Source organism: Hydrogenophaga flava NBRC 102514 (genome assembly GCF_001571145.1).
Lineage (GTDB): Bacteria > Pseudomonadota > Gammaproteobacteria > Burkholderiales > Burkholderiaceae_C > Hydrogenophaga > Hydrogenophaga flava.
Genome location: NZ_BCTF01000006.1, coordinates 90750 through 111451 on the forward strand (window position 1 = coordinate 90750; position 20702 = coordinate 111451).

Here is a 20702-nt window from a genome sequence, read left to right on the forward strand (position 1 = left end):
GGGTCAGGCCTCGGCCCGCAGCGTGAAGCAGAAGCGCGCGCCCTGACCGGGCGCCGCCTGCACCGTGATGCGGCCGCCGTGCCGGTCCACGATGCGGCGCACCGTGGCCAGGCCCACCCCGGTGCCCTGGAAGTCGCTGGGGTGGTGCAGGCGCTGGAAGGGTTCGAACAGGTGGCCGGCCTTGGCCATGTCGAAACCGGCGCCGTTGTCGCACACACTGAAGCCGTTCAGACCATCGACCGTGTCCCTGCAGAAGCGGATGCGCGCCTGGGGTGTCCTGGCGCTGTACTTCCAGGCGTTGTCCAGCAGGTTGACCAGCAGGGCTTCGGCCAGGGCCGCATCGCAGTCGGCCTCCAGGCCGGGTTCCACCTCCACCACCACCTGGCGCGCCGGTTCGGCCGCGGCCAGCTCGGCCAGGCGCCGCGCGGCGATGACCGACAGGTCGACGCGGGTGCGGTCCAGCGGCTTGTTGGTGTAGCGCGAGAGCGCCAGCAGGCCTTCGATGAGCTCGCCCATGCGGCGCGTGCCGTCCTGGATGCGCTGCAGGTGCTGGCGCCCCTCGTCCCCCAGCAGACCGGCAAACTCGTCCATCAGGATCTGCACGAAGCCGTTGACCGTGCGCAGCGGCGCCCGCAGGTCGTGGGTGACGGCGGCGGTGAAGGCGTTGAGCTCCCGGTTGGCTGCGCTCAGCTCGGCCGTGCGTTCGACGACGCGCTGCTCCAGTTCTGTGTTGAGGCGGCGGATTTCCTGCGCTGCGCGTTCGCGCTCGGTCAGGTCCTGCACATAGGACACGCGGCGCACCGGCCGCCCGTCGGTGTCGCGCAGCACCGTGAGGTCGATCAGCACCGGGAAGATGCGGCCGTCGCGCGTGATGTGCTCGGTTTCGAAGACGATGTGGTCTTCAAGATAGGCTCGTTCCAGCGAGGCGTTCAGGCCGGGCAGGGCGCGCTCCGGGTACAGGCTGGCCACCGGCAGGCCGGTCAGCTCCCGGGCGGTGTAGCCGCGCTGCTGCGCGAAGGCGGGGTTGGCGGCGATCAGGGTTTCGGTCTGCACATCGGAGATCAGCAGCCCGACCTCGCTGTGTTCGAAGGCCTCGGCCCACAGGCGCAGGCCGGCCTCGGCCCGGCGGCGTTCCGTGAGGTCCTGGAACGACACCAGCATGCCGTCGGGCAGGGCGATGCCGCCGGATTCGGCGATGCAGGTGCTGCCGTCGAAGCAGCGCAACTCGTACTCGGCGGTCGGCAGCGCCATGGGCGTCTTGCCGATGTGTGGCAACGCATTTCGCCAGCGTTCGCGGGCCGCGTCCCGGGCGGGTCCCTCCGGGAAAGCCTGCACGAACCACTGGTCAACATGGGGCACGTGGCGGATGTCGTAGCCGAGCAGCTGTGTGAAACGGGTGTTGAGCAGCAGCACCTGGCCATCGCTGCCGACAAAGACCATGGCCACCGGCGCGTGGTCGAACAGCATCTGGAAGCGTTCGCGGCTCTCGCCCAGCGCATTCACCAGGCGGGCCATCGAGCGGGCGAACACGGCGACCTCACCGCTGCCCGCCACCTCCGGCAGGCTCACCAGCGGACGGTTCACGTCCAGGTCGGCCACCGCCTGGCTCAGGCGCTCCATGGGACGCAGCTTGCGGCCCATGGCCCACCAGATGACCCAGGAGAACAGCAGGGCCGACAGCAGGCCCACGGCCAGCGCGCGCAGGCCCAGGCGCCGTGCGTCGGCGAAGGCGGTTTCTTCGTCCAGCCGCACCAGCACCGTCCAGCCCAGGCCGGGGTAGGGGTGGGTGCCCAGGGCCGGCGCGGCGGCGGTGAGGTAGCGCCGCCCATCGGGCCAGGTCTCGATGGCGGTCCCCACCCGGCCGGCCTTCGAACCCTTGAACACCGACAGCGACGACAGGTTGGCCGCGGAGCGGGCGGGCAGGGTGGGGCTGCCCACGATGACTTCGCCGTCCCGGTTGACCAGCAGCATCTCCAGCCCCGGAACATCCAGCTGGTCCAGCAGCTGGTAGCGCAGCTGGTAGGCCCAGTCCAGGCTGAGGTGGGTGGCGAGCACGCCGATGAAATGGCCCTGCCGGTCGTGCAGAGGCAGGGAGATGTCCATCAGCCGCAGCGGCAGCTCGTCCAGCATGGGTGGGGGCAGCAGCTTGCCCAACAGCACGGCGTCGTGGATGTCTTCCTGATGCAGGCGCTGCTGGCCGCCGATGAACCACGAGCGCTGCGACACATCCGCGCCGTTGATGCGCGGTTCGGTGCTGGCCACGATGCGGCCCAGCGTGTCGGTGATGCCGATCCAGGCGTAGAACGGGTAGATGGCCTTCTTGGTCAGCAGCAGGGTCTGCTTGTCCTGTGCAGCCCGTTGCGGGTCGCGCAGGCGGTCAAGGCTGGCAATGAAACGCAGTTCGGTGGTGCGCGCGTTCATGTCCTGGTCGAGCTGCGAGGCCATGCGCGTGGCCAGGATGCGCTGCAGCCTGAACTGGTCGGCTTCGATCTGTTGCTGCACCAGGCGCGTGGTCAGCAGCACGTAGCCCGCCGCGCTGGCCACGGCCAGGCCACCGATGAGCAGCACCAGTTGCAGCCGAAGACTGTTGCGCAGACCAGAAGACACGTTGATGCGGTGAGGGCGGGGGGCCGCTGTGATCGGAGGAAGGCTTGTTGCCCGGGAAGGACCGTTGTACAAGATCCTGCCCGGGGCTCCCCGGATGCCCTTGTCAGAGTTGACGTTTTCTGACGAGCGTTGTCAGCGGGGCGTGGCCGCTTCAACCAGTTTCACCACCGCCCACAGCACGCGGTTGGCGGGTGTGGGCACGCCCAGGGCCTCGCCGCGGCGCACCACATGGCCGTTGAGGTGGTCGATCTCGCTGGGTTTGCCGCGCATCAGGTCCTGCGCGGTGGACGAGTACTGGCTGGGCATGGTCTCGGCGATGCGGCGCACGGCGGTGTCCACGTCGCCGGGCAGGGTCACACCGTCGGCCGCGGCCACCGCGCGGCACTCGGCCACCACGTCGCGCATGGTGTCCTTCACCCCGGGCTGCTGCACCAGTTCGCCGTAGGGGATGCGGCCCACAGCCGAGAGCGCGTTGTAGGCGCAGTTGAGGATGAGCTTGGCCCAGAGCGCGCCGCGCACGTTGTCGCTGATCTCGGTGGGCACGCCGGCGGCCATGAGCGCCTGGGCGACCCCTTCGCTGGCCGGAGACGGTTCGATGACCAGTTCGCCGCGCCCGTGGTGGCGCAGGTGGCCGGGGCCGGCCATCTCGGTGGCCACATAGACCACGGCAGCGGCCACATGGGCGCCGGGCAGCACGGCGCGCAGGCGCTCGGCGTTGTCCACGCCGTTCTGCAGGCACAGCACCAGGGCACCAGGCTTGAGGTGCTCGCGCATCTGTTCGCCCGCACTTTCCGTGTCGGGCGACTTGACCGCGAACAGCACCAGGTCGGCGCCGGCCACGGCCGAGGCCTCGGTGCTGGCGTGCAGCTTCACGGTCTCGTCGAAGGCCAGGGTCTGCATGCGCAGGCCCTGGGCCTGAAACACCTGCACGTGCTGCGGCCGGCCGATGAGCGTGACGCGGTGGCCGGCGCGCGCCAGCATGCCGCCGTAGTAGCAGCCGACGGCACCGGCACCGAGTACGGCGACCTGGAGAGGGGCGGCCGGCGTGCTCATGGTCAGATCGCCAGCAGTTTGCAGATGGCCGTGATGTGGGCCGGCGTCGGCTTCTCGGGCGGCATCTCGTCTTCGGCCGCGCTGGCGTCTTCGTGCGCCTGGATGGCTGCGACCAGCGCGTACTGGTTGTCCCAGGTCAGCGTCTTGCCCTCGGGGCACATGTCGCGCAGGGTGCCGAACCAGTAGTAGCCGTCCTTGCCGCCGAAGAGTTTGTCGATGCCCGCGGCGTCGCCGGACTTGAGGCCGGCGCCGCTGAGGATGAGCTTGAGCTTGTGGTGGGAGACCGCGTAGTGCATGGAAGTGGGCAGGAAAAGGGGGAGGGCCGGGATTGTACGGAGGGCCGCCGGGTGGACGGCTGGCATCGGCCTTGCTACAACGGAAACGGGCGTCGGCAGCGGCTTTGAGCCGTTGCCGCCGGTTCGCCCTCCAGGGGCTTTCACCACAGGACCTGTCCATGTCCGCAGACGCTTCCCAGCCTTCCGGCGAGGCCCCTGCCTCGGCCCAGACGCCGCACCCGCGCCACATCCGGCTCACCTCGCACTCGGGCGGCTTCGGTGCCCTGCCCATCGTCTGGGGCGCGGCCACGGCGCGCGAACGCGGGCCTGTGGTGGGCACCACCACCAACCGCGCGCACCGCAACGTCATCGGCACCCACAGCGGCAGCTACAGCGTCTACCGCGCGCTGGCGGTGGCGGCCGGCGCGCTCAAGCGCGAGCACAAGGCCGACCTGACCAACACCGCGCCCACCGACGTGATCGGCCCCTACCCGCAGTGGGCCGACCCGACCAAGATCGTCAGCCTGGACCCCTGGGGCGCCGAAGTGGCCGATGTGTACGCGCAGGAACTGGCGGCGGGTTACGACATCCGCCCGACGATTGCCGTGACCAAGGCCCATGTGCTGCTGCCCGAGGTGATCGACGCGCTGCAGAAAGGGCGCCTGCAGCCCGACGGCCAGCTGCTCACCGCGGGCGGCGCGGCGGTGGTGACCAAGGTGGCGGTGGAGCCGGTCTGGTACCTGCCGGGCGTGGCCAAGCGCTTTGGCTGCAGCGAGGCGGATTTGCGCCGCGTGCTGTTCGAAGAAACCGGGGGCATGTACCCGGAGCTGGTCACGCGATCCGACCTCGAAGTCTTCCTGCCGCCCATCGGCGGGCAGACGCTCTACATCTTCGGCAACCCGCGCGACCTGGCCAACCCCGCCGTCACGCTGACCGCGCGCGTGCACGACGAGTGCAACGGCTCCGACGTGTTCGGCTCCGACATCTGCACCTGCCGACCCTACCTGACGCACGCCATCGAGGAATGCATCCAGGGCGCACAGCGCGGCGGTGTGGGCCTGGTGGCCTACTCGCGCAAGGAGGGCCGGGCGCTGGGCGAGGTGACCAAGTTCCTCGTCTACAACGCGCGCAAGCGCCAGGTGGGCGGCGACACGGCCGACCAGTACTTCGCACGCACCGAATGCGTGGCTGGCGTGCAGGACATGCGCTTCCAGGAGCTCATGCCCGACGTGCTGCACTGGCTGGGCATCACCAAAATCCACCGGCTGGTCTCGATGAGCAACATGAAGTACGACGCCATCACCGGCTCGGGCATCGAGGTGGGCGAGCGCGTCAACATCCCGGACGAGCTGATCCCCGCCGACGCGAGGGTGGAGATGGACGCCAAGATGGCGGCCGGCTACTTCACGCCGGGCGTGGTGCCCGATGCCGAAGAACTGAAAAAGGCCAAGGGCCGCGCGCTGGGGGCATGAGCGTGCCAAAGACCCCGACCGATCCAACCACCCCGGCCGGCGCCGCCCGGCTGCTGCGGTCGACCACCGCCGTCCGCGCCCGCGCGCAGGCGCTGCTGGCGCGGGCGCGCGCGGGCGCTTCGGAGCACTTCACCGTGCAAGACGCCGCGCTGGCCGGCGCCGCGCGCACCGTGGCCCAGCTCACGCGTGAGCGCTACCCCGACGGCCGCATCCCGTACCACAGCCGCTGGCGCCACTTCGAGGCCGGTGGCGTGGACCGGCGCGCCCTGCTGGACCAGGCGCTGGGCGACGTGGACGCGGCCACACGGGCGCGCGCGCAGATCGATCTGGTGCTGGTGAGCGTGCTGCTGGACGCCGGGGCAGGGCCCGACTGGTCGTACCTGGAAGCCGCCAGCGGCCAACACTTCGCGCGCTCCGAAGGCCTGGGTGTGGCGAGCTTCCATGCCTTCCTGGCGGGGCTGTTCTCCAGCGATCCGCTGCAGCCGCTGCGGGTGGATGCGGTCGGCTTGCAGCGCGTCACGGCAGGCCCGCTGGGGGGCGCCTTCCAGGTGTCGCCCGACAACCCGCTGGTGGGCCTGAAGGGGCGTGCCGCCCTGCTGCGCCGGCTGGGCGAGGCGCTGGCCGCGCAGCCGGCGGTGTTCGGTGCCCAGGGCCGGCCCGGTGGTCTGTTCGATGTGCTGACCGCACAGGGCTCCGCAGCCGTGGCCGCACACGACATCCTCGCGCTGCTGCTGGACACGCTGTCCGGCATCTGGCCGGCGCAGAACACCATCGACGGCGCGCCGCTGGGCGACTGCTGGCGACACCCGGCCGTGGTGGGCGAGGGGCTGACCCAGGGCTGGATGCCCTTCCACAAGCTCTCGCAATGGCTGAGCTACTCGCTGCTCGAACCCTTTGAATGGGCCGGTGTTCGCGTCACCGGTCTGGACGCCCTGACGGGGCTGCCCGAATACCGCAACGGCGGCCTGCTGATCGACGCGGGCGTGCTGCGACCGCTGCCACCCGACTGGGCCACACGCGACTGGCAGGCGGGTGACGCCTTCATCGTCGAATGGCGCGCGCTCACCGTCGCGCTGCTGGACGAACTGGCGCCCCTGGTGCGCGCCGAGCTGGGCCTGGACGAAGCGCAGATGCCGCTGGCCTGCGTGCTCGAAGGCGGCACCTGGGCGGCAGGGCGCCTGCTGGCCCAGCGCGAGCGCGGCGGGCTGCCGCCGCTGAACATCGTCAGCGACGGCACGGTTTTCTGATCCTTTTCCTCACCACAACTCAAAGGCACATCATGAGCAATGTTCACGTCGTGAACCACCCGCTGGTGCAGCACAAGCTCACGCTCATGCGCAACAAGACAGCGAGCACCAACAGCTTCCGCCGCCTGCTCAACGAACTGTCCATGCTCATGACCTACGAGGTCACGCGCGACATGCCCATGCAGCCCATGACGGTGGAGACGCCGCTGGAGACCATGACCGGCCAGGTCATCGACGGCAAGAAGCTGGTCTTCGTGTCCATCCTGCGCGCGGGCAACGGCATCCTGGACGGCATGCTCAGCGTGGTGCCGGGCGCGCGCGTGGGCCACATCGGCCTCTACCGCGACCCCAAGACCCTGACCGCGGTGGAGTACTACTTCAAGATGCCGCCCGAGATGCACGAGCGCGACGCCATCGTGGTGGACCCGATGCTGGCCACCGGCCACTCCGCCATCGCCGCCATTGACCGCCTCAAGGAGTGCAACCCGAAGTCCATCAAGTTCGTCTGCCTGCTGACCTGCCCCGAAGGTCTGGCCGCGATGGAGAAGTCCCACCCCGACGTGCCCATCTACACCGCCGCCATCGACCGCCAGCTCAACGAACACGGCTACATCCTGCCGGGCCTGGGCGACGCCGGTGACCGCATCTTCGGTACGCAGTAGTTGCGCACACAATGAGCCCATGCTTGACCTGCTGATCACCAACGCCACCCTGCCCGACGGACGCACCGACATGGCCGTGGCCGTGCAGGGTGGCCGCATCGTTGAAGTGACCGAGGGCCTGCAGGCGCCCGCGCATGAAACGGTGGACGCCGCTGGCCAGTTGCTGAGCCCGCCGTTCTGCGACCCCCACTTCCACATGGACGCGACACTGAGTTACGGCCTGCCGCGCGTGAACCAGAGCGGCACCCTGCTCGAAGGCATCGCGCTCTGGGGCGAGCTCAAGCCGCTGCTGACCGAGGAAGCGCTGGTCGAACGCGCGCTGGCGTATTGCGACTGGGCGGTGGCCAAAGGCCTGCTGGCCATACGCAGCCACGTCGACACCAGCGACCCCAGCCTGCTGCCGGTGCGCGCGATGCTGGAAGTGAAAAAACGCGTCGCGCCCTACCTCGACCTGCAGCTGGTCGCCTTCCCGCAGGACGGTGTGCTGCGCACGAAAGGCGGGCTCGACAACCTCAAGCGCGCGCTCGACCTGGGTGTGGACGTGGTCGGCGGCATCCCGCACTTCGAACGCACCATGGCCGATGGCGCCGAGAGCGTGACGCTGCTCTGCGAACTGGCCGCCGAACGCGGCCTGCCGGTGGACATGCACTGCGACGAAAGCGACGACCCACTCTCGCGCCACATCGAGACACTGGCGTATGAAACCCAGCGCCTGGGCCTGCAGGGTCGCGTCAACGGTTCGCACCTGACGTCCATGCACAGCATGGACAACTACTACGTGAGCAAGCTGATCCCGCTGATCGCGGAGAGCGGGGTGAGCGCGGTGGCCAACCCACTCATCAACATCACGCTGCAGGGCCGGCACGACACGTATCCCAAGCGCCGCGGCATGACCCGCGTGCCCGAGCTGATGGCAGCCGGCGTGACGGTGGCCTTCGGCCACGACTGCGTGATGGACCCCTGGTATTCGCTGGGCAGCGGCGACATGCTGGAGGTGGCGCACATGGGCCTGCACGTGGCGCAAATGACCAGCCAGGCTGGTATGCGCCAGTGCTTCGACGCGGTGACGCTGAACGCGGCGCAGGTGATGGGGCTGACGGGTTACGGCATCGAAGCTGGGAAGGACGCGAGCTTCGTGCTGCTGCAGGCGCGCGACCCGGTCGAGGCGATCCGTCTGCGCGCGACGCGGCTGAAGGTGTGGCGCCAGGGCCAGCTGCTGGCGCAGACCGCGCCGACCGAGGCGCAGCTCTCGCTGCCCGGCCGGCCGAGCCGCACAGCCTTCATGCCGGTGCGAGCAGCCGGCGGCTGAGTTCGGCGTCGTTGATCCCGGCCACCTCGACCCGCTTGGTGCGGCCCGAGGCCCCCAACTCGATGCTGATGGCCGATTTGGGCACGCCGAACACGTCGGACAGAAAACCGATCAGCGCCTTGTTGGCCGCGCCGTCGACCGGCGGCGCCTTGAGCTGGATCTTGGGCTTGCCGTCGTGCAGGCCGACGCACTGCGTCTGCTTGGCGCCGGGCTGGCAGTAGACGACGATCTTGCCCACTGGACGACGCTCAGCTCTTCTTGACGAACTCGGACTTGAGCTGCATCGCGCCGAAGCCTTCGATCTTGCAGTCGATGTCGTGGTCGCCTTCGACCAGGCGGATGTTCTTGACCTTGGTGCCGACCTTGATGACGGCCGACGAGCCCTTGAGCTTGAGGTCCTTGACCAGGGTCACGCTGTCGCCATCGGCCAACAGGTTGCCAAAGGCGTCCTTCCACACCTTGGCGGCCTCGGCCGGTTCGTCGCCGCCGGCCTTGCCCCACTCATGGGCGCATTCTGGGCAGATGTAGAGCTCGCCGTCTTCGTAGGTGAACTCGGACTGGCATTTGGGGCAGCGGGGCAGGGTCATGATGCAGTGGTGGAGCGGTGAGCAAAGGCCGACACTGTACCCCTACTGGTGTCCGGGGCTTTCTGGCTCCATCGCTGTGTTCAGGAGGCCTCCTGGATGCGCCATTCGGTTTGCCGGTCCGCCGTGTCCTGCTCGCGGAACTGGCGTGGCGACTGGCCGGTGGTGCGCTTGAACACCTTGGAAAAGCCAAACGCATCCTGGTAGCCCACGGCCTGCGCCACCTGTTCCAGCGTCTGCCGCGTCTCGGCCAGCAACTGCATGGCCTTCTGCATGCGCAGCGTGCGCAGGTGGTTCAGCGGGGTGTCGCCCATGGCGCTGCGAAAGCGCTCGGCCAGCGCCGAACGCGACAGGCCCACCTGCTGGCCCAGTTCGTCCAGCGTCCAGCCATGGCCCAGGTTGCCATGCATGAGGGTGAGCACCTGGCGGATCGGCCGGTCGGCGATGGCGTGGTGCCAGCCGGGCACGCCAGGGTTCTCGCGGGCGGCGATCTCGCGCAGGGCGAAGGCGAACAGTGCGTCCAGCAGGCCGTGGGTCGCCGAGGTGGCGCCCAGCGCCTGGTCGCCCAGTTCGCGGTCCAGCAGGCCCAGCGTCAGCGGCACCGCTGACAGCTGGGGCAGGCTGTGGCCGTGCACCACGAACCACGGGGGCAGGCTGCGCAGGAAGGGGTGCAGCGGGTCGTGCCAGAGCTGGTAGGCGGCGCTGATGACCTGGGTGGGCGCGGCGGGGTCTCGGGTGGATGGGCTGTCGGGCAAGCGTTCTTGGTCGCTGTCGGCCAGGCCGTTGCCCGCGAAGCGCGCGATCGGCACCGTGGTGCTGCGCGCGGGCGGCGTGCGGTCCAGCGAGAGCAGGTGCACGCAGCCGCGCGCCATCAGCACCAGGTCGCCGGCCTGTAGTTCCAGCGGTTCGTCCAGGTTGGGTGCGTGCACGAAGGCGCGGCCGCGCGTGACCGCGTGCAGGCCGAAGCTGCGTTCGCAGGGAAAGCGCAGCGCGGCTTCGGGCGTGAGTCCGTGCAGGTCGAGCAGGCGGCGCCGCAACCCGGCGACATGGAGAATGTCTGAGAGTATGTCCATGAGGTGGCATTTTATGGACGATTAGACATGAATGGTGGAATTTCATGCATTCCGGTTCTGACTCATCGGAAACACACTGGGGGCCTTCGCAACACACACACAGGAGATTCCACATGACCACCACCCTCGTGACTGGCGCCAGCGGCCAGATCGGTTCCACTCTCGTTGACCTGCTGTCGGCCCAGGGCCAGACCGTGCGCCGCGCCACCAGCCGCGCGCCGTCCCACCCCGGTGAGGTGCAGGTCAACCTCGCCACCGGCGAAGGCCTGGCCGCCGCGCTGGCCGGCGTCGACCAGCTGTTCCTGATGGCGCCGCCCGGCTACGCCAACCAGCACGAGCTGCTGATCCCCGCCATCGATGCGGCCAAGGCCGCGGGCGTGCGCAAGGTGCTGCTGCTGTCCGCGATGGGCGCGAACGCCGACGAGAACATCCCGCTGCGCCGCGCCGAGCTGCACCTGGAGCGTTCGGGCCTGGCCTGGAACGTGATCCGTCCCAACTGGTTCATGCAGAACTTCCACACCTTCTGGCTGCACGGCATCCAGACCGAAGGCCAGATCTTCCTGCCGGTGGGCGACGCCAAGGGCAGCTTCATCGACACGCGCGACATCGCCGCCGTGGCCGCGAAGCTGCTGTCCTCGGACGACTTCGTGAACGAGTCGCACGACCTGACCGGCAGCGAGGCGCTGGACCACACGCAGGTGGCGGCCATCCTGTCCAAGGCCGCTGGCCGCACCATCGGCTACACCGACATCCCCGAAGACGCGATGCGCCAGGGCCTGCTGGGCGCGGGTCTGCCGGCCGACTACGCCGAGTTCCTGTTGGTCATCCTGGGCGCCTTCAAGGCGGGCTTTGCCGAGCGCATCACCGACGGCGTGCAGCGCATCACCGGGAAGGCGCCGATCCGCTTCGAGCAGTACGCGCAGGACTTCAAGGCGAACTGGGCCTGAAGGACCTGAGGCCTGAGGGTACAGGGTCGGAAATCCGTTTGCCGCCCGCCGGAGGCGGTCGGATTTCCGTTCGCGTCCACACCCTGAACGCCGGTTTCAGGGCGCCAAACCCGGTCTGGAGGGGCGGAACTACGGGTTAATACCGACTGGCACGTCCCTTGCGCCATGGGCGGCACACTGCCCCCCATGACACCCCTTCGCCACCTCCCCCTTCTGCTGCTCCTGCCCCTCGCCCTGTCCGCACGGGCCGAGTCCCCGGGCCTGCCGACGCTGGAGAAGATTTCGCGCACGGCCACCATCAATTTGGGCCACCGCGAGTCCTCGGTGCCGTTTTCCTACTACGACAGCAAGCGCCAGGTGGTCGGCTACTCGCAGGACCTGATGCTGGCGGTGGTCGAGCGCATCCGCCGCGAGCTCAAGCTGCCCGCGCTGACCGTCAAGCTCGTGCCGGTCACCTCGCAGAACCGCATCCCGCTGGTCCAGAACGGCTCGGTGGACCTGGAATGCGGTTCCACCACGCACAACCGCGAGCGCGCGCGCCAGGCCGCGTTTTCGGTGTCCATCTTCGTGACCAGCTCGCGCCTGCTCACGCGCCAGGGTTCGGGCATCGAGGAGCTGGCCGACCTCAAGGGCCGCCGCGTGGCGGTGACCGCGGGCACCACCAGCGAACGCTCCCTGCTGCTGCACGCCGAGGCCACCGGCACCCGCTTCGATGTGCTCAAGGTCAAGGACCACGGCGATGGTTTCAACAGCGTGCAGGAGGGTCGCGCCGCGGCCTTTCTGATGGACGAGGCCATGCTCTACGGCCTGCGCGCCAAGGCCGACCAGCCCGGTGACTGGCGCGTGGTCGGCCAGCCCATGGCCGCCGAGGTCTACGCCTGCATGCTGCGCCGGGACGACCCGCGCTTCAAGGCGCTGGTGGACCGCAGCCTGACCGAGCTGATGCAGTCGGGCGAGGCGCTGAAGATCTACCGCCGCTGGTTCCAGTCGCCGATCCCGCCCAAGGGGCTCAACCTCAACTGGCCCGCGCCCGAGGCGCTGCTGGAGCTGTACCGGTCGCCCAACGACCGGCCGCTGGGCTGAGCCGTCCATTTCTCCACCCTTCCACGGACACGCCATGCCACACCTCCGGTCCCTTGCCCGTTGTGCGCTCGCCCTGCTGACCGCTGCGCTGGTCCAGCCATCGATGGCCGGTCCGGTGCTGGACCGGATCAAGTCCAGTGGCACCGTGGTGATCGCCCACCGCGAGTCCTCGGTGCCGTTCTCCTTCGTCGACCCGGACGGCAAGCCGGTGGGGTACGCGGTCGACCTGTGCCTGAAGGTGGTGGACGCACTGCGCCGCCAGCTGGCCGCACCCGAACTCAAACCCAGCTTCGTCATGGTGACGCCGGCCAACCGCATCGCCATGATCGAAGAGGGCAAGGCCGACATGGAGTGTGGCTCGACCACCAACAACGCCGAGCGCCGGCAGAAGGTGGCCTTCACCGTGCCGCACTACATCGCCGGGGCGCGCTACCTCGTCCGGGCCGACAGCCCGGTCGATGTGATCCGCGACTTCAAGGGCCGCACCGTGGTCTCCACCAAGGGCACCACGCCGCTGAAGGCGGTGACGCAGGCCAACAACGAGTTCCAGCTCGGCATCCGCGTGGTCGAGGCACCGGACCACGCCCGCGCGGTCGACATGGTGGCCGCCGGCGAGGCCGACGGCTTCGTGATGGACGACGTGCTGCTCTATGGCCTGGTGGCCGGGCGGCCCGATCCCGCCAAGTTCAAGGTCGTGGGCAAGTTCCTGACCATCGAGCCGCTGGCCATCATGTTCTCGCGCAGCGACGCCGAGTTCAAGAAGCTGGTCGACGACGAGATGAAGCGCCTGATCCAGACGCGCGAGGCCCACACGGTCTACGAGCGCTGGTTCCTCAAGGCCATCCCGCCGGCCAACCGCAGCCTGAACCTGCCCATGAACTACCTGCTCAAGGACTTCTGGAAGTACCCCACCGACCAGGTGCCGGGCTGACGTCCAGCAGCGATTTCTGTTTTCCCCAACCCACTCGAAGGAGTCACCATGAAGAAAACCCTGTTGGCCGTGGCCGCCGTGCTCGCCGCCTCCACCGCGATGGCCCAGACCGCCGACACGCTCAAGAAAATCAAGGACAGCGGCAGCATCACCCTGGGTGTGCGCGAGTCCTCCGGCCTGTCCTACACCATCGGCAACGGCAAGTTCGTCGGCTTCCACACCGAGATGGCCGAGCGCGTGATCGCCGACCTGCAGAAGCAGCTGGGCCTGGCCAAGCTGGAAGTGAAGTACCAGCCGGTGACTTCGCAGAACCGCATCCCCCTGGTGCAGAACGGCACCGTGGACCTGGAGTGCGGCTCCACCACCAACAACGCGGCCCGCCAGAAGGACGTGTCCTTCGCCGTGACCACCTACGTGGAAGAAGTGCGCATCGCCGTCAAGGCCAACTCGGGCATCAACTCCATCGCCCAGCTCAGCGGCAAGAAGGTCGCCACCACCACCGGCACCACCTCGGTCCAGACCCTGCGCAAGCACGAGCGCGCGACCAGCGTGAACTTCGAAGAAGTGTTCGGCAAGGACCACGCCGACAGCTTCCTGCTGCTCGAATCCGGCCGCGCCGACGCCTTCGTGATGGACGGCTCCATCCTGGCCGCCAACATCGCCAAGTCCAAGAACCCGGCCGACTACAAGATCGTCGGCGAAGTGCTGTCGGTCGAGCCCATCGCCTGCATGCTGCGCAAGGACGACGCCGCCTTCAAGAAGGCCGTGGACGACTCCATCAAGAACCAGATCAAGGACGGCTCGCTGGCCAAGCTGTACGACAAGTGGTTCATGCAGCCGATCCCGCCGGCCAACGCCAAGATCGGCCTGCCGCTGTCGGAAGCCACCAAGGCCGCCTGGTCCGCGCCGAACGACAAGCCGATGGAAGACTACGCCAAGAAGTAAGGCCCCCACGCTCCGCCGCTTGAGCGGGTCGCTGCCCCCCGAGGGGGCTGACCCGGCTTGGGGCGGCCCGGCGCCGGGTCGGTCACGCTCCGGCGTCGGGTTTGTCTTCTTTTTTTGTTGAACTTGGGAATTCACCATGGCTACATGGGATTGGCAGGTGTTCTGCAAGGACACCATCGACGGTGAGGTCCGTCCGCGCTGCTTCGGCGAGGGCGGCGACATCACCTACCTGGACTGGCTGCTCTCGGCCTGGGGCTGGACGCTCTCCGTCGCCTTGCTGGCGCTGGTCGTCGCGCTCGTGGTCGGTTCGGTCATGGGCATCTTCCGCACCACGCCCAGCAAGGCGCTGGTGGCCATCGGGAACGTCTGGACCGAGCTGTTCCGCAACATCCCGCTGCTGGTGCAGGTCTTCCTCTGGTACCACGTGCTGCCGTCGCTGATTCCTGCGCTCAAGGACTTTCCCAGCTTCATCCTGGTGGTGTTCGCCCTGGGCTTCTTCACTTCGGCGCGCATCGCCGAGCAGGTGCGCGCGGGCATCCAGAGCCTGCCCAAGGGCCAGCGCTACGCCGGCCTGGCCATGGGCCTGACGCTGACCCAGACCTACCGCTACGTGCTGCTGCCGATGGCATTCCGCATCGTCATCCCGCCGCTGACCAGCGAGAGCATGAACATCATCAAGAACTCGTCGGTGGCCTTCGCGGTGTCGATTGCCGAGCTGACCATGTTCGCCATGCAGGCGCAGGAAGAGACCTCGCGCGGCATCGAGGTCTACCTCGCCGTCACCGGCCTGTACTTCATCTCCGCCTTCGTCATCAACCGCATCGCGCTGTTCATCGAACACCGGGTGCAGGTGCCCGGCATGATCGGAGGCCACTGACATGAACCTCGACTTTTCCTTCCTGAACTGGGACGTGCTCACGGGCTTCGTGCTCAAGGGCCTGGTCTTCTCGGTGCAGCTGACCCTGGTGGCCATGATCGGCGGCATCGCACTGGGCACGGTGCTCGCGCTCATGCGCCTGTCGGGCAAGAAGTGGCTGGTGATGCCGGCTGCGTTCTACGTCAACACCCTGCGCTCCATCCCGCTGGTGATGGTGATCCTGTGGTTCTTCCTGCTGATCCCGCTGATGATCGGCCAGCCCATGGGGGCCGAGCTCTCGGCCATCATCACCTTCACCGTGTTCGAGGCGGCCTACTACTCCGAGATCATGCGCGCGGGCATCCAGAGCGTGCCCAAGGGTCAGGTCAACGCCGGCTACGCGGTGGGCATGACCTATGGCCAGACCATGCAGCTGATCGTGCTGCCTCAGGCCTTCCGCAACATGCTGCCGGTGCTGATGACGCAGACCATCATCCTGTTCCAGGACACCTCGCTGGTCTACGCCATCGGCGCCTACGACCTGCTCAGGGGCTTCGAGGTGGCGGGCAAGAACTTCAACCGCCCGGTCGAGACCTACCTGGTCGCCGCCGTCGTCTATTTCGTCATTTGTTTCTCGCTGTCGATGCTGGTGCGTCGACTGCAGAAGAAGATCGCCATCATTCGCTGAGCGGCTGGAGAAGAACCATGATCGACATCAAGAACGTTTCCAAGTGGTACGGCAGCTTCCAGGTGCTGACCGACTGCACCACCTCCATCCAGAAGGGCGAGGTGGTGGTGGTCTGCGGGCCTTCGGGCTCGGGCAAGTCCACGCTGATCAAGACCGTCAACGCGCTGGAGCCTTTCCAGAAGGGCGACATCATCGTGGACGGCACCAGCATCGCCGACCCCAAGACCAACCTGCCCAAGCTGCGCAGCCGCGTGGGCATGGTGTTCCAGCACTTCGAGCTGTTCCCGCACCTGTCGGTGACCGAGAACCTGACGATTGCACAGATCAAGGTGCTGGGCCGCAACCAGGAGGAGGCCAAGGCGCGCGGGCTGAAAATGCTTGACCGCGTGGGTCTGATGGCGCACAAGGACAAGTTCCCCGGCCAGCTCTCGGGCGGCCAGCAGCAGCGCGTGGCGATTGCGCGCGCGCTGTCGATGGACCCCATCGTCATGCTGTTCGACGAGCCGACCTCGGCGCTGGACCCCGAGATGGTGGGTGAGGTGCTGGACGTGATGGTGCAGCTGGCCAACGAGGGCATGACCATGATGTGCGTGACGCACGAGATGGGCTTTGCCAAGAAGGTCAGCCACCGCGTGATCTTCATGGACGCGGGCAAAATCGTCGAAGACTGTCGCAGCGGCGAGTTCTTCGGCAACCCCGACGCCCGTTCGCCCCGCGCCAAGGACTTCCTCTCCAAGATCCTCCAGCATTGAACCCCGCCCAGGCTGCGCCACCTCCACCGCCCGCCAGCGCGCCCGCTGGCGCAGGCGCGGCTGTGCGCCCGGCCTCCGAGCGGGTGGGCTGGCTGGCGCGGCGGCTGCTGCTGTTGCTGGTCGGTGCGGCCCTGGTGGCGCTCACCGGTGCCGGGGTCTACCGGCACAGCTATTCGCAGGGTGAACACAACCTCAAGGCCGCCACCAACAGCCGGCTGGACCTGTTCGCCACCGTGGTCGAGGCGCGGGTGCGGCGCCTGGAGCCGGTGCCTGCCACCATCCAGCTCAACCCGGCGGTGCTGGCCTTGCTGCGCGCGCCCGATCCGACCCGCGAGCGCGCGGCCAACGACTACCTGGCCCGACTGAACGCCCACCTGGGCAGCGTCGCGGTCTATGTGCTCGATGTGCGCGGCGTCGTGCTGGCGTCGAGCAACGTGGCCGAGCGCGACGACAGCCTGCTGGGCGAGGACGTCTCCTACCGGCCCTACTACCTGGAGGCGCTGGCCGGCCGCTCGACCCGCCACTTCGCCATCGGCAGCGGCGGCCAGGCGGGCTACTTCGCCTCGCACCCCATCTACGACGGTCCGCGCGTGCTGGGCGTGGCCGCCATCAAGATCGGCCTGGACGCGCTGGAGCAGACCTGGCCTATGCTGGCGGCGCCCGCCCTGGTGGCCGATGCCAACCAGGTGGTGATCCTGTCGTCGCAGCCGGCCTGGCGCTACACCTCGATGGCGCCGCTGCCGGCCGAGCGGCGGGTCGACCTGCAGCTGACGCAGACCTACGGCTCGCTGCGGCTGCCTCAGTTCCCCATCGACGTGCGGCTCTCCGTCGACGACGACACGCAGGAGGTGCAGGGTGTCGTCTCGGGCGACGAGGCTCGCTACCGCGAGGCGCTGGGCGCCGGCAGCAACCGGGCCGGGCATTTGGTGCTGGGCCGTTCGCTCGACGGCATGGACTGGCGCGTGCTGATCTTCACCAGCCTCTCGGAGGTGCGCGACCAGGCCCTGGCCGACGGCGTGGGCGGCGCGATGACCGCGGCCTTCCTGATCCTGCTGGCGCTCTACTGGAGCCAGCGCCGCCGCATCGAACGCCAGAAGCTCGCGGCCAAGCGGCTGCTGGAGCAGGTCAACGCCGACCTGGAGCGCCAGGTCGGCCTGCGCACGCAGGAACTCACCGACACCAACGAGCAGCTGCGCCGCGAAGTGGCCGAGCGCCAGCAGACCGAACAGACCCTGCGGTCGGCGCAGGACGAGCTGGTGCACGCCGGCAAGATGGCCGTGCTGGGCCAGCTGGCCGCCAGCATCACGCACGAACTGACCCAGCCGCTGGGCGGCATCCGCACGCTGGCGGGCAACGCGGCCGAGTTCATGCGCCGCGGCAACCACGCCGCCGCGCAGGAGAACCTGTCCATCGTGGCGCGCCTGGTCGAGCAGATGGCGCGCATCATCGACCCGCTCAAGAGCTTCTCGCGCAAGTCCAGCGCCTCGCCCGGGACCACCGACGTGGGCCGGGTGGTCGAGCAGGCGCTGTTCCTCTATCAGCTGCGCGTGCGCCACGACCAGGTGCGGGTGGACAACCGCTGCGCGCCGGGCCAGTGGACCGCCTGGTGCGACGCCAACCGGCTGGAGCAGGTGCTGGTGAACCTGGTCGGCAACGCGCTGGACGCCATGCGCGAGTCGGACCCGCGCGTGCTGACCCTGAGCGCCGAACGCTGCGAGGTGGCCGGTGTGCCGATGGTGGCGCTGACGGTGCGCGACAGCGGCAAGGGTTTGAGCGAAACCGACCAGCAGCGCCTGTTCGAACCCTTCTACACCACCAAACCCAGCGGCGCGGGCCTGGGCCTGGGCCTGGAGATCTGCCGCGACCTTGCCGCAGAATTCGGGGGCGACCTGCAGGCCCACAACCACCCCGAGGGCGGCGCCTGCTTCGTGCTCACCGTTCCCGTGGGCCCTGCCCCCGACACCGCGAAAGACACCCCAAACCGATGAACCGCAACCTCACCGTGTTCCTGGTCGAGGACGACACGGACCTGCAGCTGGGCTGCGTGCAGGCCCTGCAGCTGGCCGACATCGCCGTGCGCGCCTTCGACTCGGTCGAGGCCGTGCTGCCGCACCTGAGCCCGGGCATGGCCGGCGTGGTCGTGACCGACATGCGCCTGCCCGGCGCCGACGGCCTCTCGCTCATCACCGAGGCGCACGACCTCGACCCCGACCTGCCGGTGATCATGATCACCGGCCACGGCGACGTGAACCTGGCGGTGCAGGCGATGCGCAGCGGCGCCTACGACTTCATCCCCAAGCCGCTTTCGCCCGAGCAGCTTGTGGAGGTGGTGCAGCGCGCGCTGGACAAGCGCCGCCTGACGCTGGAGGTGGCCAACCTGCGCCGCGCGCTCACGCTCAGCGAAGGCCTGGAGGGCAAGCTGGTCGGCCACGCGCCCGCCATCGCGCGCGTGCGCCAGCTCATCACCGAGATCGCCGATTCGCCGGTGGACGTGCTGATCCGCGGCGAGACCGGCACCGGCAAGGAGGTGGTGGCGCGCGCCCTGCACGACCACTCGCGCCGCCGCAACGCGCCCTATGTGGCGCTCAACTGCGGCGGGCTGCCCGACAGCCTGCTCGACAGCGAGCTGTTCGGCCACGAGCCCGGCGCCTTCACCGGCGCGCAGAAGCGCCGCATCGGCCGCATCGAACACGCCAACGGCGGCACCCTGTTCCTCGACGAGCTCGAAAGCATGCCCATGGGCGTGCAGGTCAAGCTGCTGCGCGTGCTGCAGGAGCGCTGCATCGAACGCCTGGGCTCGAACCAGAGCATCCCGGTGGACGTGCGCGTGGTCGCGGCCACCAAGGACGACCTGCTGGCGCGCGCGCAGCAGGGCAGCTTTCGCGCCGACCTGGTCTACCGCCTGAACGTGGTGAATATTGAGCTGCCGGCGCTGCGCGAGCGGCGCGAGGACATCCCCATGCTGCTGGAGCACTTCATGCTGCTGGCGGCCAGCCGCTACGGCCGGCCCGAACCGCGCCTGCCCGCGGCGCAACTGCGCCAGCTGATGGCGCGCGACTGGCCGGGCAATGTGCGCGAGCTGCGCAACGTGGCCGACGCGCTGGTGCTGGGCGTGGGGCCGCAGTGGGTGTCGCCGCACGCGGCGCCGTCGGGCGAGGCGGGGGCGGACGGGGAGCCCGGGCTGACCGAGACGGTCGACCAGTTCGAACGCAGCCTGATCGCCGACGCGCTGGAGCGCCACAGCGGCAACGTGGGCCAGACCGCCAAGGCCCTGCGCCTGCCCAAGACCACGCTGGTGGACAAGATCCGCAAGCATGGCCTGCGATAGGCCCTGCTCCAAAGGGTGCGGGTGATGCCGGGCGGGGCGCGGCCCGAACACATCACGGCCGCTTTCGACGGCTATTCGCTGGCGGGCCGGTTTCGCTGGTCTTCCAACCAGCACTGTCGTTTGCTGGCCATCCACGGCGCGCGCTCCGACCACCGGCGGCTGGATGCCTTGCTGCACCCCCTGCAGGCCGCGGGTGTCGGCAGCCTGGCCGGCGACCTGTCGGGGCGCACCGGGCAGTCGCCGCTGGCCAATGCCGACACCTCGCTGGCGAACAACCTGCGCGAGGCGCTGCGGTTCTCGGCGCTGCTGGGTCCGGCGCTGGACACTGTGTTCGGTCACAGCCTGGGCGGGGCTCTGGCCATGAAGCTGGCCGAGCAATGCCAGCGGACGGTGCGGACGCTGGTGCTCAGCGGCCCGGCGCTGTACCCGGAGGCGGCCTATGCAGTGGCGCGTTACGGTCCCGAGTTCACCCGCGCGATCTCGACCCCTTTCGGGTTCATGGACTCGTCGTCACTGCCCTTCCTCAGAAGCTTCGCAGGACACGTGGTGCTGGTGGTCGGTCAGTACGACGGCTTGCCCGCTGAGCATCACGGCGGCGTGCGCGGTCGGTCGGCCGGCCTGGTCGATGTGCGGGACGTTTCGGGCACCTCACGAACCGTCTACAGCCCCATTCCGGCGGAGGTGTTCGAGGCCATCCGCGATGCCGCGTCTGGTCATCTCAGCGAGATCGTGCTCGAAGCCTGCGACCACAAGGTGTTGTCGCACCTCGCTCGCCACCCCGCGGCGGCCCGTGCGCTGGCGCAGAAGCTCCAGCATCTGATGGCCCACGGTCCGCAGACGCTGCGCTGCCACATCGCCACCGACGGCAGCGTGTGCCACCGGTAGCGGTG

20 protein-coding genes are annotated in these 20702 nt (G+C 68.7%); 14 read left to right on the top strand and 6 right to left on the bottom strand.

Features of this window, described 5'->3' with window-relative positions:
- Positions 1-3 precede the first annotated feature (3 nt).
- The 3 genes from HFL01S_RS07425 to HFL01S_RS07435 all read right to left on the bottom strand — a co-directional run bounded on the left by HFL01S_RS07425 (position 4) and on the right by HFL01S_RS07435 (position 3956).
- Positions 4-2607: a sensor histidine kinase gene (locus HFL01S_RS07425; RefSeq protein WP_157538799.1), complete on the bottom strand. Its 2604-nt coding sequence runs from the start codon at positions 2605-2607 to the stop codon at positions 4-6.
- Positions 2608-2739: 132 nt separating this feature from the next.
- The gene (locus HFL01S_RS07430) at positions 2740-3660 is read right to left on the bottom strand and encodes a ketopantoate reductase family protein (RefSeq protein ID WP_066256810.1); all 921 of its coding nucleotides are present in this window, start codon (positions 3658-3660) and stop codon (positions 2740-2742) included.
- Between the two features lie 2 nt (positions 3661-3662).
- Complete coding sequence (locus tag HFL01S_RS07435; RefSeq protein WP_066256813.1) at positions 3663-3956, bottom strand: hypothetical protein; 294 nt, start codon at positions 3954-3956, stop codon at positions 3663-3665.
- 158 nt (positions 3957-4114) lie between these two features.
- On the opposite strand from HFL01S_RS07435, the gene HFL01S_RS07440 reads away from it, so the two are divergent.
- From HFL01S_RS07440 to HFL01S_RS07455, 4 genes are read left to right on the top strand one after another with little or no spacing between them, the layout of a single operon-like run.
- Positions 4115-5407, top strand: a complete 1293-nt coding sequence (locus HFL01S_RS07440; RefSeq protein ID WP_066256815.1) for a GTP cyclohydrolase II — start codon at positions 4115-4117, stop codon at positions 5405-5407.
- Complete coding sequence (locus HFL01S_RS07445; RefSeq protein ID WP_066256818.1) at positions 5404-6654, top strand: URC4/urg3 family protein; 1251 nt, start codon at positions 5404-5406, stop codon at positions 6652-6654. The genes HFL01S_RS07440 and HFL01S_RS07445 overlap by 4 nt, the downstream gene beginning before the upstream one ends.
- A gap of 32 nt (positions 6655-6686) precedes the next feature.
- Positions 6687-7316: a uracil phosphoribosyltransferase gene (gene upp, locus HFL01S_RS07450; RefSeq protein WP_066256820.1), complete on the top strand. Its 630-nt coding sequence runs from the start codon at positions 6687-6689 to the stop codon at positions 7314-7316.
- A gap of 19 nt (positions 7317-7335) precedes the next feature.
- Positions 7336-8625: an amidohydrolase family protein gene (locus HFL01S_RS07455; RefSeq protein WP_066256822.1), complete on the top strand. Its 1290-nt coding sequence runs from the start codon at positions 7336-7338 to the stop codon at positions 8623-8625.
- Here the strand turns inward: HFL01S_RS07455 and HFL01S_RS07460 are convergent.
- From HFL01S_RS07460 to HFL01S_RS07470, 3 genes are all read right to left on the bottom strand, one after another.
- Entirely contained in the window at positions 8597-8863 is a 267-nt protein-coding gene (locus HFL01S_RS07460) for a DUF167 domain-containing protein (RefSeq protein WP_066256824.1), read from the bottom strand. The genes HFL01S_RS07455 and HFL01S_RS07460 overlap by 29 nt on opposite strands.
- Before the next feature lie 10 nt (positions 8864-8873).
- Positions 8874-9215, bottom strand: coding sequence for a zinc ribbon domain-containing protein YjdM (locus tag HFL01S_RS07465; RefSeq protein ID WP_066256825.1), 342 nt, complete (start codon positions 9213-9215; stop codon positions 8874-8876).
- Positions 9216-9292: 77 nt separating this feature from the next.
- Positions 9293-10282: an AraC family transcriptional regulator gene (locus HFL01S_RS07470; protein ID WP_084383144.1), complete on the bottom strand. Its 990-nt coding sequence runs from the start codon at positions 10280-10282 to the stop codon at positions 9293-9295.
- 113 nt (positions 10283-10395) lie between these two features.
- Here HFL01S_RS07470 and HFL01S_RS07475 point away from each other — a divergent pair, with 113 nt between their 5' ends.
- The 10 genes from HFL01S_RS07475 (at position 10396) to HFL01S_RS07520 (ending at position 20697) form a co-directional block, all read left to right on the top strand.
- Positions 10396-11229: an SDR family oxidoreductase gene (locus HFL01S_RS07475; protein WP_066256830.1), complete on the top strand. Its 834-nt coding sequence runs from the start codon at positions 10396-10398 to the stop codon at positions 11227-11229.
- 186 nt (positions 11230-11415) lie between these two features.
- The gene (locus tag HFL01S_RS07480; protein WP_066257036.1) at positions 11416-12312 is read left to right on the top strand and encodes a transporter substrate-binding domain-containing protein; all 897 of its coding nucleotides are present in this window, start codon (positions 11416-11418) and stop codon (positions 12310-12312) included.
- A 34-nt stretch (positions 12313-12346) separates the two neighbouring features.
- The gene (locus tag HFL01S_RS07485; protein ID WP_066256832.1) at positions 12347-13243 is read left to right on the top strand and encodes an amino acid ABC transporter substrate-binding protein; all 897 of its coding nucleotides are present in this window, start codon (positions 12347-12349) and stop codon (positions 13241-13243) included.
- Positions 13244-13291: 48 nt separating this feature from the next.
- Entirely contained in the window at positions 13292-14188 is an 897-nt protein-coding gene (locus HFL01S_RS07490; RefSeq protein WP_066256835.1) for an amino acid ABC transporter substrate-binding protein, read from the top strand.
- Between the two features lie 136 nt (positions 14189-14324).
- Positions 14325-15065: an amino acid ABC transporter permease gene (locus HFL01S_RS07495; protein WP_066256836.1), complete on the top strand. Its 741-nt coding sequence runs from the start codon at positions 14325-14327 to the stop codon at positions 15063-15065.
- 1 nt (position 15066) lies between these two features.
- The gene (locus HFL01S_RS07500) at positions 15067-15732 is read left to right on the top strand and encodes an amino acid ABC transporter permease (protein ID WP_066256839.1); all 666 of its coding nucleotides are present in this window, start codon (positions 15067-15069) and stop codon (positions 15730-15732) included.
- A gap of 17 nt (positions 15733-15749) precedes the next feature.
- Positions 15750-16484, top strand: coding sequence for an amino acid ABC transporter ATP-binding protein (locus tag HFL01S_RS07505; RefSeq protein WP_066256842.1), 735 nt, complete (start codon positions 15750-15752; stop codon positions 16482-16484).
- Positions 16481-18472, top strand: coding sequence for a sensor histidine kinase (locus tag HFL01S_RS07510; protein WP_245644750.1), 1992 nt, complete (start codon positions 16481-16483; stop codon positions 18470-18472). The genes HFL01S_RS07505 and HFL01S_RS07510 overlap by 4 nt, the downstream gene beginning before the upstream one ends.
- On the top strand, positions 18469-19812 hold the full coding sequence (locus tag HFL01S_RS07515; RefSeq protein WP_066256849.1) for a sigma-54-dependent transcriptional regulator: 1344 nt from the start codon (positions 18469-18471) through the stop codon (positions 19810-19812). Before HFL01S_RS07510 ends, HFL01S_RS07515 begins: the two co-directional genes overlap by 4 nt.
- Before the next feature lie 24 nt (positions 19813-19836).
- Entirely contained in the window at positions 19837-20697 is an 861-nt protein-coding gene (locus tag HFL01S_RS07520; RefSeq protein WP_066256851.1) for an alpha/beta hydrolase, read from the top strand.
- Positions 20698-20702 lie beyond the last annotated feature (5 nt).

Excerpts from the sequence above, each read along its gene's own strand:
- HFL01S_RS07430 (WP_066256810.1), bottom strand. The coding sequence starts at position 3,660 with ATGAGCACGCCGGCCGCCCCTCTCCAGGTCGCCGTACTCGGTGCCGGT.
- HFL01S_RS07435 (WP_066256813.1), bottom strand. The coding sequence starts at position 3,956 with ATGCACTACGCGGTCTCCCACCACAAGCTCAAGCTCATCCTCAGCGGC.
- HFL01S_RS07440 (WP_066256815.1), top strand. The coding sequence starts at position 4,115 with ATGTCCGCAGACGCTTCCCAGCCTTCCGGCGAGGCCCCTGCCTCGGCC.
- HFL01S_RS07445 (WP_066256818.1), top strand. The coding sequence starts at position 5,404 with ATGAGCGTGCCAAAGACCCCGACCGATCCAACCACCCCGGCCGGCGCC.
- upp (WP_066256820.1), top strand. The coding sequence starts at position 6,687 with ATGAGCAATGTTCACGTCGTGAACCACCCGCTGGTGCAGCACAAGCTC.
- HFL01S_RS07455 (WP_066256822.1), top strand. The coding sequence starts at position 7,336 with ATGCTTGACCTGCTGATCACCAACGCCACCCTGCCCGACGGACGCACC.
- HFL01S_RS07470 (WP_084383144.1), bottom strand. The coding sequence starts at position 10,282 with ATGGACATACTCTCAGACATTCTCCATGTCGCCGGGTTGCGGCGCCGC.
- HFL01S_RS07475 (WP_066256830.1), top strand. The coding sequence starts at position 10,396 with ATGACCACCACCCTCGTGACTGGCGCCAGCGGCCAGATCGGTTCCACT.
- HFL01S_RS07480 (WP_066257036.1), top strand. The coding sequence starts at position 11,416 with ATGACACCCCTTCGCCACCTCCCCCTTCTGCTGCTCCTGCCCCTCGCC.
- HFL01S_RS07485 (WP_066256832.1), top strand. The coding sequence starts at position 12,347 with ATGCCACACCTCCGGTCCCTTGCCCGTTGTGCGCTCGCCCTGCTGACC.
- HFL01S_RS07490 (WP_066256835.1), top strand. The coding sequence starts at position 13,292 with ATGAAGAAAACCCTGTTGGCCGTGGCCGCCGTGCTCGCCGCCTCCACC.
- HFL01S_RS07495 (WP_066256836.1), top strand. The coding sequence starts at position 14,325 with ATGGCTACATGGGATTGGCAGGTGTTCTGCAAGGACACCATCGACGGT.
- HFL01S_RS07500 (WP_066256839.1), top strand. The coding sequence starts at position 15,067 with ATGAACCTCGACTTTTCCTTCCTGAACTGGGACGTGCTCACGGGCTTC.
- HFL01S_RS07505 (WP_066256842.1), top strand. The coding sequence starts at position 15,750 with ATGATCGACATCAAGAACGTTTCCAAGTGGTACGGCAGCTTCCAGGTG.
- HFL01S_RS07515 (WP_066256849.1), top strand. The coding sequence starts at position 18,469 with ATGAACCGCAACCTCACCGTGTTCCTGGTCGAGGACGACACGGACCTG.
- HFL01S_RS07520 (WP_066256851.1), top strand. The coding sequence starts at position 19,837 with ATGCCGGGCGGGGCGCGGCCCGAACACATCACGGCCGCTTTCGACGGC.